Source organism: Kaistella jeonii (genome assembly GCF_000812865.1).
Lineage (GTDB): Bacteria > Bacteroidota > Bacteroidia > Flavobacteriales > Weeksellaceae > Kaistella > Kaistella jeonii.
Genome location: NZ_JSYL01000019.1, coordinates 16291 through 27446, shown reverse-complemented (window position 1 = coordinate 27446; position 11156 = coordinate 16291). Strand labels below are relative to the sequence as shown.

Below are 11156 nucleotides of genomic sequence, written 5' to 3'. Positions count from 1 at the left end.
GGTGGAGCACAATCGGTGAATATGAGTATCATCGCCAATCAACTGATCAAAGAAGGAATTAATACCGGAAGTTATGATGTGAGAGTAGATGCGAATGATTATTCAGAAATTATCTACAGTTCTCAATATAATGAAACGCATTACAACTATCTGGCAAGAATGGCAGAAGCGTATGGCGAACAGTTTTATTATGATGGCGAAGTTTTGCACTTTGGTAAACTTCCACCACAGAATCAGCCTTTAAAATTAGTCTATGGCAGTAATGTCAACGATATCAAGATAGAAATAAAAGCCGTTCACACCAAACCCCAGTTTTATGGGTATAACAGCAGTCAGAACGCTAAACTAACTTCAGGTTCAACACCTGCAAATCATAAAAGTGATCTCGCCAATATTGCGTACAAAAAGAATGATGCAGACAGTGGTATTTTCAAAACACCTGCACTGCAGATCGCACCAATAAGGGCTACAACCGATAAAGATGTCGTGAATTCACAAACGAGTGCGGCAGGAAGCAAAGCCGTAGAAGTATTACACGTGAGTGGAACCACGACGATCCCATTTTTATATCCAGGATGTGTAGCAGATCTGGAAATGCGGAAAGAAGACAGCAATCAGACTTCCTATTTTACAAGATTAATGATCATTGAAACGAGCCATGATGTGGATACACTTGGACATTACAAAGGAACGTTTAAAGCCATTGCAAGTGACACTGGATTTTTACCAAAACCGGAGTTTACAATTCCAAAAGCAGAGCCACAATTAGCCACCGTAATCAGCAACACCGATCCAAGCGGACAGGGAAGAGTGACAGTAAAATTCGACTGGCAATTGCACGACACTACAGACTTCATCCGAATGATGAGTCCAGATGCGGGTGGAACCGATCAGGTTTCTCAGAATCGTGGTTATGTTGCGATCCCCGAAGTTGGTGATCAGGTGATGGTTGGTTTTGTACACAATCATCCGGACCGACCTTTTGTCATGGGCGGTATGTTTCATGGAGGAACGGCTTTAGGAGGATTTGCAAATAACCGTGTAAAATCAATTATGACAAGAAGTGGACATAAAGTGGTTTTTACAGAAGATGAAAGCATTATTATTACTGATAAATCTGGGAATGAGATCCATTTAGATACAACCGGAAGTAATATAAATATTACCGCTCCGGAAACGATGACGCTGAATTGCAAGAACATGAATATTAATGTTGGGGAAAATATGACCACGAATGTGGGAATGAATGCAAGTGAAATGATAGGAATGAACAACAGCCAAACTGTAGGAATGAATGCGACTCAAAGTATTGGTGCTATGAAAATGACTTCTGTGATGGGTGATGCAAGTATGTTTATCACTGGTAAATTAACGGAGATGATTGAAGGTGATGTGCATAGTGAAACGAAGATGGAAAGAAATGAATATGCTTCTGAAGTAGAAAACTCCTCAACTGATGGTACTATTCATCAAAATGCCAAAGTGGAAGTAAAAAATAATAGTGGAGAAAAAAGTAGTAATTATTAAAAGATAATTATGAGCAGAACACGCGTAGTTAAAGGTAAAATCACCAAAATAACAGGTAAAGATCACTTTATTTATTCAAAGGGATCTATCATAAATAACAGTTCAACAAAAGTTATTCAAATTGGGAATGATAAAGGTGTTTTTTATGGAAAACCAAGCTTTCCAGATTTAAAATATGAAGCTACAGAATATAAGCTAAAAAGCCCTTTCGCTCACGAACAAATGATGAAAATAGCTAGGGATCTCTCAGAAATGACATTTGTCTTAATAATGTTGCAGATTTTTGGAAATGATATTGAAGTTGAAGCAATAGGAAAATTATATAAAGATTTATGTGATAAAACATTATATCCACCAAAAATAATCGTAACAAAAGATCCAATAAAAATTTATAAAGCTAATTATAGTAATAAGCGCAAAGTAATATTAGTAAGGAGCGGTTTTTTAATGGAAGCCATAAAAAATAATGAAGTAAAATCACAATTATTGGCTTCTTTAATAGAAGAATACGGGCATCATATTGACAATTTATTAAGAACAGATTACGCTACAAATGGAAAAGAAGATAAAGACAACATAGATGAAGGAGCAAAATTTGCTTATTTCTTATTAACCGTTGATTTTGCTAAAACACCACAACTTGATTTTGCAGAAACTGAAACACCAGAATATACAGGGAAATTAATTTTAGATATATCTAAAGAAAGTCAAAATTTATCCAAATTTGTAGATCAGCAGCAATGGTATGATGATGATCCCAATGAAGACGATATTGAGAACTTCGGTTTTGGTTTTGGCAAAGGTGCACATGGAGGTATTGAAATGAATGCACTTGAAAAAACGAGAATTTTTTCGAAGTCGGAAGTTTTGCAAATTTATTACGGAAACTGGCTTCGAGATGTTTCCCAAGTATTGGTACCGATGACAATAAGATTTACGAAGGAAATACGAACCAAAGTTGAGCAAAATAATACTGGTGATAAAAATAAAGTAAATCGTTTATTAGCAGGAAATACTGCCAAATTTTCTCATGATGGATGGGTAGAATTGATAGAATTATTTGCTGCAAAAGAATTTGTATATACAATGGGAGGTCAGGAAATGAAAACCCAACACTATGTAAAGCACCTTGATATTTTTAGAGAGAAGTATGGTAAAATGACCAAAGATATATTGGGAATATACAGGCCAGAAGAACACATAGACAATCCAAAAGATTTAACTGATGACCGTATTGGTGAGATTATGTTTAAAAGAGAGACCATAAATGGATTTGAAGAGTGGGATTTTTTTGCTGGAGAAACTCCAGATTGTTTTCTAACAAATAGTTTTGGGCAAAAATATTATATATATAGAGATAGTGAAGATGGACAAAAAAAAGCAGGTCGGGAAAAAGATTTTATAAAAGCTGATCCATTGCGACCTTCGGCTGATACTTATATGGTTAACGAACTAAAGTTAGCAGTAAAATATGGCAAAACTCGCGATGGTTTCAGACATTTAGGTGGTGCTTTTCACGTTTTGGAAGACTATTTTTCTCATACCAATTTTGTAGAATTATCATTATGTAAATTATGAACAATTAATCCACAGTTTGCGCATTTAAAGAAAGTTTATCCTTGGGTAGAAGGGAAACAGGGTACAGACTACACCAAAATACCTATTGTTACGGGTAAGTTTTTATTAGATGACACTGCTGCAAGTATTATTCCTAAAATGGCGGATATGCTTTTACCCATTGGTTTTACTGAATATGAATTAGGTAAACCAGGAGAATACACCTTTGGGCAGCAGACTATTTATACCATCCTCAAAGATTTAGCAGATGGGCAAAAAGAAGATCCAACAAAAAATAATGAAACTTATTTAGGAATGGACTCTGTAGAATTATTCGAATATTATAAAAAACTACTCGAATTATCAGATTATATCTTGGAAATAAAAAGCAGAAAAGACCCATTGGGTTATATTTTAAGATTTTTCGATAAAATATCACATTTTCTTGGTGAGGTAATGACTAATTTCACGAATGTTATTTTTAATACTTTAATAGAATCTACTGATGATGATATCAAAGAAACACAAACCGAAATAACTAACAAAAATTATGGGGAAAACCCTACTCATACGCAAATTGCTAAAGATACAATAGAACATCCATTAAATGGATTAGCTTCGGAATTGGCAGAAATGGCAGTTGCAGACATTGGGCAAAGAATTAAAGATATTTGGGAAGGAAAAACTATTGATCCAAATGGAGATATACTCGTTAACTATATTTTAAACACTTATTCAAAACATCCAAGGAGCATGACTTGGAAGGATTCACATATATTGAAATGGGTTGATGATAACGGTAAAATTTTGGAAAGTTTATATTTTCCAACTCCAGTTGCACATGCGCATGATGTTGCCAAAAGAAAAGTTTTTATCGGTAAAGAAAAATTAGATGAATTACTAAAATATTTTGAATAAATGAAAATTACAATAACCTTTATATTATTAACTTTACTTATGTCTTGCACAGAAAACAAAGCCCAGAAAAAAGAAGTGTCCAATGCAGAATTTGTTCTTTCAGACTGTGGTGGCAGTTACAAAGGAAAACCCTTGCCATTTGGACGACCCATTGAAGAATGGGAGAAATTATTTGGAAAACCAACGAGAAAACAATACAACGCAGTTTTTATTTGGGATAATCTCGGAGTTATCATAGAAAATAATGAAACAACTAAGGATGATGAATATAGCCCAGATTATGAGATAAGAAGATATGACCAATTGTACATATTTTTTTCTAATTTAGATAGTCCCGAAGGACAAAAAGGAAATCTGAAATTTGCAAATGGAAGAAAATCTGAAAATGAAATTTTGAAGCAATATACAGTTGAAGAATTAAAAAGTACTGGTGTAGAAGAAAGAGTGAGAATTCGTTATGCCAAAAATGGAGAAAATTATAAATCTAATTATATTTACCCTTACAAACAGTACACGAAATCTATCTCCATCGACGGCTCTGCAATAAATCCCGGAATGTCATTAAAGGAACTTAATAAAAACAGAAAATCAAAAGATCTGGAAATTTTATCATTCCGAGATAATAATTTAGATGGGAACAACCAATGGGGAGATACCAAAGAAGAAGATGGAGAATATTGGAATAACGAAAAAAGAGATATGTGTCCTTCAAAAAGTACATTTACTCGTAATATTGCACAGTTTAGCAACCATGAATTAGAATTTATAAAGGTGGAATATTATGATAAAAAAGAGAATAAATAAGATTGAAAAAGAATGAAAGAAAATCTCAAAATTGCATCAAAGATTGGAGGAAAAACATTACTTATATGGCTTACTATATTTATACTTGGAAATATAATAACATTTGTGGTTTTTCTCATTTCTATTTTTGAAAATATAGAATTCGCTGGTGGTGGTCATGGAAATATTTTTGCTTTTATAACAGGTTTATTACTAAATAATTTCGCTGCTTTTCTACTTATTTTTGGCGCTCCAGTTTTCATTTTTCTGTATTTTTCAATCGCAAATAAAATTTCTATTCAAAACGCTATTTATCAATTATGGAAAAGTAAAACTGGCGACTACATTTCTGATAAAATCGAAACAATAACAAGTGAATTAACGGATAATAAGCATTGGAATAACGAGATTACTACTGAAGGAATTCTAAAAGCAAGATTATTGCAAGCAACTAAATCTGATCCTAATATGGAAAAAACGGTCAAATTGACCACCCAAATTCGGAGTAAATTGACCACCTGATTCGGAGCAAAGTGACCACCAAGATTCGGAGCAAATTGACCACCTGGATTTGGGTTGATTTTTTCAGGTAAAAACGATTGATTTTTTCATGTTGTTAGCGTCATAAATTCGTATAAAAAATACGGATTATGGCCAATAAAACAACAGACATGAGTAAAATTAGAAAAGTCCTTAAATTTTATAGCAACGGAAAAAGTAAGTTGTTTATCAGCAACTACTTATCGCTTTCCAGAAACACCGTAAAGAAATATATTTCGTTATTTGAAGTCCTTGGATTAAGTTTCGAGATCATTAACGAAAAGACAGATGGAGAACTTGAACTTTTGTTTTCTCATACTATTGAGGAATCCGTGAGTCCCAAATTACAGACTTTGCAGGATTATTTTCCGGTGATGGAACGGGAATTAAAAAAGGTAGGAGTCACTATTTATCGCACTTGGGAACAGTATATCACTTTGCATCCCGATGGTTTTCAGATCACCCAATTCCGGCATCACTACAAAATATGGGCAAAGCGGGTGAATCCTGTGATGCACATGAATCACAAAGCGGGTGATAAAATGTATATCGATTACGCTGGAAAAACCCTCTCTATTATTGATAAAAAGAGTGGTGAGATTAAAAACGTTCAGTTTTTTGTGGCCATCCTGGGAGCGAGCCAGTATACGTATGCAGAAGCCTCGATGAGTCAGCAAAAGGAAGATTTTGTACGTTCGGTAGAAAATGCGATGCACTATTTTCAGGGCGTTCCTGCGGCAATTGTTTCTGATAATTTAAAATCTGCGGTCATCAAAAGCAGCCGTTTTGAACCTACCATTAATGAAACCTTTGCGATCTTGCCGATCATTATGGCGCCACCATTTTACCTGCCAGAGCTTATAAGCCGAGAGATAAATCTTTGGTAGAAGGCGCTGTGAAGATCTTGTACCGCAGAATTTATGCCCATTTAAAAGAAACTCTATTCTATTCATTAGCAGAATTAAACCATCAAATCTGGAATCTGTTAAAGACGCACAACAATAACAAACTCACCGCACGTCCTTACTCCCGAAAAGAGCTGTTTTTAGAAGACGAAAAAGAAAAACTGCGTCCACTTCCCGAAGCGCGTTTTGAGATTAAATACCAGTCGCATGCAACGGTGATGCAGAATGGTCACGTTCTCTTGAGTCAGGACAAAAACTATTACAGCGTGCCATATCAATATCTCAAGAAAAAAGTAAAGCTGTTGTATACTTCGTCCGCTGTAGAAATTTTTCATAAATACAACAGAATTGCAATTCATATGCGCAATTACAAACCTTACGTATACACCACCAATGCTGAACATTTAGCCAGTACGCATCAGTTTGTATCCGATTGGAGTCCGTCGCGGTTTATCGATTGGGCCACTAAACTTGACCCTGTTGTTGGTGAATATATTATCCAAATTATTGAGAGTAGAAATCATCCTGAACAAGCCTATAAAAGCTGTATGGGAATATTAAACTTCGAAAAAAAGGTAGGCAGAGAGCGATTGATCAATGCCTGTAAACGAGCCCTTGATTTTAAAATTTACAGCTTTAAAACCATCCAGAAAATTTTAGAAAACAATTTAGACCAAATTGATTTTGAGCAGAAGTCAGAGTCTGAACAGCAACTACCCATCCATGGTAATATCCGTGGGAAACAGTATTATAACTAGCAATTAGCAAAATTGACATTTTAATTAAATCATCATTAAACCAAATTAAATTTAGAAAATTATGAACGAACCTACTGTTACGAAAATGAAGCAAATGAAGCTTTACGGCATGCATCATGCGTTTAAAACCGCTATTGAAAGTGGCAAAACAGATCATTACACGCTCGATGAGTTTATCTCGATGCTGATCGATGCAGAATGGGATGAAAGGCATAACAGGCGCATCGAAAGAAGCATCAAGAACGCACGATTCCATTACAAATCAAATATCGAAAGTATCAACTTCGAGCAGTCCCGAAACTTGGATCGCAATCTGGTGCTGCGCTTAGCTGGATGCGAATTTGTAGAAAAGAATGAAAATATCTTAATCACCGGAAGTACGGGAGTGGGCAAAAGTTATTTAGGTACCGCACTCGGTTATCAAGCATGCATAGAGGGTTTTAAGGTCAGTTATTTTAACACCAATAAATTGTTTGCTAAATTAAAAATGGCAAAAGCAGATGGCTCTTATCTTCGTGAATTAGATAAAATACAACGCCAGGAAGTGATTATATTGGATGATTTTGGACTTCAAGCATTGGACAGTCAAAACAGAATAACTCTTTTAGAACTTATAGAAGACCGTCATAACAATGGTTCTGTCATTGTAACTTCGCAAATCCCGGTTCAGGGTTGGTATGATATCATTGGTGAAAAAACCATAGCCGATGCTATTTTAGACCGGCTAATCCATCAATCTCATCGCCTTGAACTGAAGGGTAAATCGATGCGTAAAAAAAGAGGAATAAACAGAGCCGAAAATTAATTATATTTGAATACAAATTAGCACATGAAAAACAGTCGTTTTTACCACAAAAAAGAGGTGGTCAATTTAAACCGAATTTACATGGTCACTTTAAACCGAATCTAGGTGGTCAATTACACCGAACTTTGCAACAAATCCCCGAACAAAATTTTTGCCAGATATTCTGTGATAGATGTATTTACTGGAAAACCGGATCCTACAAATAAATCATATTTTTGGGATGGTTTAGACATTTTCACGAAGAAAGGTGAACTCGATCAACCTAAATTTAAGCAATATAAGTCTGTCACAATTTAGTACAACAACATTAGAAACTGCAGTTGAATTTTGGGAAGTAAAAGAGAATAAGAGAAAGGTAAATCCAAACTCTGTAATCAACGATATTTTTAAATCTCAGTATGAAGAGAAAAAAGTTACAGATGGTACTGTTAAATACGATACTGCAAATTTTATAGGTAAAAGAAATGATACTCAAAAGAACGATGCTGTTTCGGAACATTTAGTTTCTACAGGTTTTCAATCAGGGACTTTATTTTGGACCACTAAAAAATAATAAGTTATGAGGACTATGTTAATTTTTCTAATTTTTTATTTTTTATTTTCCTGCACCACAAAAAGTGGAGGTAATACAATAAAACAAGATACTCAAAAGCCAATTTCCGATACTATATTGGCGCCATTAAATACTAAGTTGTCGGACAGTTGTAAAATTATAAGTCAGAAATATTTCTACAAATACGGCTTTTATATTTCGAAATTTTACGACGTCGATCAAAATATATCTAAAAAAGATATCAGCATCTTATTATTAAAACCTTTCTATACAAAGCAGGATTATTTACTTTGTTTTCCAGAAAAAGCAGATTATAATTTATTGGTTATCCGTGACCTGAATACGAAAAAAGTAGAAATATATAATAATTTATTGTTTTCAGATGACAGAGATGTATATCAGGAAATAAAACCGACGAAAAACGGTTTTAAAATTAGCGCAGAGCAGGGAAGCTCTTCAAAGTTTTATTCAGATATTTTTATTTCTAACAGTAAGGTTGACAGTTTAAAAATAGAGTCATGGGGTTTTGCTCAATACAAAAAGACTTATAAATTTAAGAAGATGACTTTAAACTCCTTTAATGTTTCACTTATCGATTCACTTCAAACCGCAAATAGCAAATAAACTACCTTGATATTTCTTTACTATAGCAGATTCATGGTGATCAAAGTAATTTACTAGATCGGTAATGAAACTTTTAAAGCTATTGCTCGTGACACGAACTTTTTACCAAAACCGGAATTGATTCTTCCAATTGCGCAACTAAAACTTCGGCTACTATTTCCAACAGTGTTCTAAGCGGACAGTGAAAAGAAAAGGTGAAATTCGAATGGCAACTGTACGAAATCACGCAATTTCCGAATAAAATGTCCTGATGCGGGAGGAATTGGCAAGGTTTCATAAAAGGGTCATTATGTTACGATCACTTAAGTTGGAGATCAATTTATGGTTGCGTTTGTACAAAATCATCCTGATTAGTATATTGTCATGAGGATGAAGTTTCATAGGGCAGTTGGACTGGGAGGTGGAGCACGGAGTAACTTTAAAGGAAATTATAATATTAACCTAAGTAGTAGTAAGAGCCGTAACTGTAAGACAACCATAAAAAAAGGTGTAAAAGAATGACAAAAGGAAACTGTTATTATTTCCAGCATTCGAAATTATATTCTTCAATAAAAATCTAACTTTTGCTCTTTCTGACTAAACAAAACAAAAACGCTTTGAATAATCAAAGCGTTTTATAATAATTTGTAGACCCACAGGGACTCGAACCCCGAATGTCGGTACCAAAAACCGGTGTGTTACCAATTACACCATGGGTCTATCCTTATTTTGGTGGTGCAAATCTAAAAAATTTTTTCTGAATGAACAATTATTTTTCAAAAATTATTTTCTAAAAGTGCTTTATTGAATTTTTAGTCTCTATTTTTTAATATTTATTCCGTATTTTTGAGGAAATAAATATTTACAAATGAGCAGTATCGAAGATAAGAAAAAAGCACTGGCTTTGGTGCTTGAGAAACTAGATAAAACCTACGGTAAAGGTACCGTAATGACTTTAGGTGACGCCTCAGTAGACAACACAATCGAAGTAATTCCTTCAGGATCATTAGGAATTGATTTGGCTTTGGGAGTTGGCGGTTATCCAAGAGGTAGAGTTATCGAAATTTACGGGCCGGAATCTTCTGGTAAAACGACTTTGACTTTACACGCAATCGCAGAAGCACAAAAATTGGGTGGTATCGCGGCATTTATTGATGCTGAACATGCATTCGACAGAAGTTATGCTGCGAAACTGGGCATCAAATTAGAAGATTTAATTATTTCTCAGCCAGATAATGGTGAGCAGGCATTAGAAATTGCCGATAATTTAATTCGTTCCGGAGCTGTAGATATCGTGGTGATTGACTCTGTTGCCGCTTTGACACCGAAAGCAGAGATCGAAGGTGAAATGGGAGATTCTAAAATGGGTCTTCATGCGAGATTGATGTCTCAAGCTTTGAGAAAATTAACAGGAACTATTTCCAAAACGAAGTGTACCGTAATTTTCATCAACCAGTTGCGCGAAAAAATTGGTGTGATGTTCGGAAATCCTGAAACGACTACGGGTGGAAATGCTTTGAAGTTTTATGCTTCAGTAAGGATTGATATCAGAAAAGCGAGTGCGCCTATTAAAGCAGGCGATGAAGCGGTTGGAAGCCGTGTGAAAGTGAAGATCGTGAAAAATAAAGTAGCACCTCCATTTAAAATGGCAGAATTTGATATCATGTACGGTGAAGGTATTTCTAAAACCGGTGAGATCCTGGATGCTGCGGTTGATATGGGAATCGTGAAAAAAAGCGGTTCCTGGTTCAGTTATGCTGAAACCAAATTAGGACAAGGTCGTGATGCGGTTAGAGATATGTTGAAGGACAATCCAGAACTTTCTGACGAACTGGAAGGTAAGATCAGAGAAGAGATCAAAAATAAAAAAGCGTAAAATATCGATTTTATATTTGAACGACTTTAAATTTAAAGACAGCGATCGCGCTGTCTTTTTTTAGGTTGAATGAGGAGCATCTAGATTTTCGTTTCTTACCAAACCCGTCCCGCTTTCACTACTCGCTTTTTTTGCGAACAAAAATTTAGCAAAAGGAAAAGGTGGTTATTCGCAAAAAAGAGCTCAAACAAACCGTTCAATCGGGGCTAGAACATTAGGCATTTTTTTCACCGAAGAATTAGAATACTTTCATTTATTTAAATTTTTTAAAAACTAGTTTTATCAATAGAGGCGAGCTTTAGCCCGCCTTTGTCAAGGAAGTTTGTCATTG

The 11156-nt window shown here is 34.9% G+C and carries 11 protein-coding genes and 1 tRNA gene; 11 read left to right on the top strand and 1 reads right to left on the bottom strand.

The window, feature by feature from the left end; genetic code table 11:
• The 10 genes from OA86_RS14780 to OA86_RS14740 form a co-directional block, all read left to right on the top strand.
• On the top strand, nt 1-1527 hold a 1527-nt coding region (locus tag OA86_RS14780; protein WP_039354970.1), incomplete at its 5' end, for a type VI secretion system Vgr family protein.
• 9 nt (nt 1528-1536) lie between these two features.
• Nucleotides 1537-3105, top strand: a complete 1569-nt coding sequence (locus OA86_RS14775; protein ID WP_039354967.1) for an HET-C-related protein — start codon at nt 1537-1539, stop codon at nt 3103-3105.
• A gap of 147 nt (nt 3106-3252) precedes the next feature.
• Nucleotides 3253-4002, top strand: coding sequence for an HET-C-related protein (locus OA86_RS14770; RefSeq protein WP_169743962.1), 750 nt, complete (start codon nt 3253-3255; stop codon nt 4000-4002).
• Nucleotides 4003-4806 (top strand): DUF7738 domain-containing protein, encoded by an 804-nt coding sequence (locus OA86_RS14765; RefSeq protein ID WP_039354962.1) that lies wholly within the window; start codon nt 4003-4005, stop codon nt 4804-4806.
• Between the two features lie 12 nt (nt 4807-4818).
• On the top strand, nt 4819-5307 hold the full coding sequence (locus OA86_RS14760) for a hypothetical protein (protein ID WP_039354959.1): 489 nt from the start codon (nt 4819-4821) through the stop codon (nt 5305-5307).
• A gap of 128 nt (nt 5308-5435) precedes the next feature.
• On the top strand, nt 5436-6212 hold the full coding sequence (locus tag OA86_RS15890; RefSeq protein ID WP_198410762.1) for a DDE-type integrase/transposase/recombinase: 777 nt from the start codon (nt 5436-5438) through the stop codon (nt 6210-6212).
• Entirely contained in the window at nt 6206-6988 is a 783-nt protein-coding gene (locus OA86_RS15885; protein ID WP_198410763.1) for a Mu transposase domain-containing protein, read from the top strand. The genes OA86_RS15890 and OA86_RS15885 overlap by 7 nt, the downstream gene beginning before the upstream one ends.
• Nucleotides 6989-7049: 61 nt before the next feature.
• On the top strand, nt 7050-7793 hold the full coding sequence (gene istB, locus OA86_RS14750; RefSeq protein ID WP_039354956.1) for an IS21-like element helper ATPase IstB: 744 nt from the start codon (nt 7050-7052) through the stop codon (nt 7791-7793).
• Between the two features lie 247 nt (nt 7794-8040).
• Complete coding sequence (locus OA86_RS14745; protein WP_039354953.1) at nt 8041-8346, top strand: hypothetical protein; 306 nt, start codon at nt 8041-8043, stop codon at nt 8344-8346.
• A 6-nt stretch (nt 8347-8352) separates the two neighbouring features.
• Nucleotides 8353-8970, top strand: a complete 618-nt coding sequence (locus OA86_RS14740) for a hypothetical protein (protein ID WP_126340484.1) — start codon at nt 8353-8355, stop codon at nt 8968-8970.
• Nucleotides 8971-9597: 627 nt separating this feature from the next.
• Here the strand turns inward: OA86_RS14740 and OA86_RS14735 are convergent.
• Nucleotides 9598-9669, bottom strand: a tRNA-Gln gene (locus OA86_RS14735).
• A 148-nt stretch (nt 9670-9817) separates the two neighbouring features.
• Between OA86_RS14735 and recA the strand changes: the two genes are divergently transcribed.
• Nucleotides 9818-10825 (top strand): recombinase RecA, encoded by a 1008-nt coding sequence (gene recA, locus OA86_RS14730; protein ID WP_039354947.1) that lies wholly within the window; start codon nt 9818-9820, stop codon nt 10823-10825.
• Nucleotides 10826-11156: the final 331 nt, after the last annotated feature.

Bases quoted from the DNA above. Each gene is read 5' to 3' on its own strand.
- OA86_RS14775 (WP_039354967.1), top strand. From the start codon at position 1,537: ATGAGCAGAACACGCGTAGTTAAAGGTAAAATCACCAAAATAACAGGT.
- OA86_RS14770 (WP_169743962.1), top strand. From the start codon at position 3,253: ATGCTTTTACCCATTGGTTTTACTGAATATGAATTAGGTAAACCAGGA.
- OA86_RS14765 (WP_039354962.1), top strand. From the start codon at position 4,003: ATGAAAATTACAATAACCTTTATATTATTAACTTTACTTATGTCTTGC.
- OA86_RS14760 (WP_039354959.1), top strand. From the start codon at position 4,819: ATGAAAGAAAATCTCAAAATTGCATCAAAGATTGGAGGAAAAACATTA.
- OA86_RS15890 (WP_198410762.1), top strand. From the start codon at position 5,436: ATGGCCAATAAAACAACAGACATGAGTAAAATTAGAAAAGTCCTTAAA.
- istB (WP_039354956.1), top strand. From the start codon at position 7,050: ATGAACGAACCTACTGTTACGAAAATGAAGCAAATGAAGCTTTACGGC.
- OA86_RS14740 (WP_126340484.1), top strand. From the start codon at position 8,353: ATGAGGACTATGTTAATTTTTCTAATTTTTTATTTTTTATTTTCCTGC.
- recA (WP_039354947.1), top strand. From the start codon at position 9,818: ATGAGCAGTATCGAAGATAAGAAAAAAGCACTGGCTTTGGTGCTTGAG.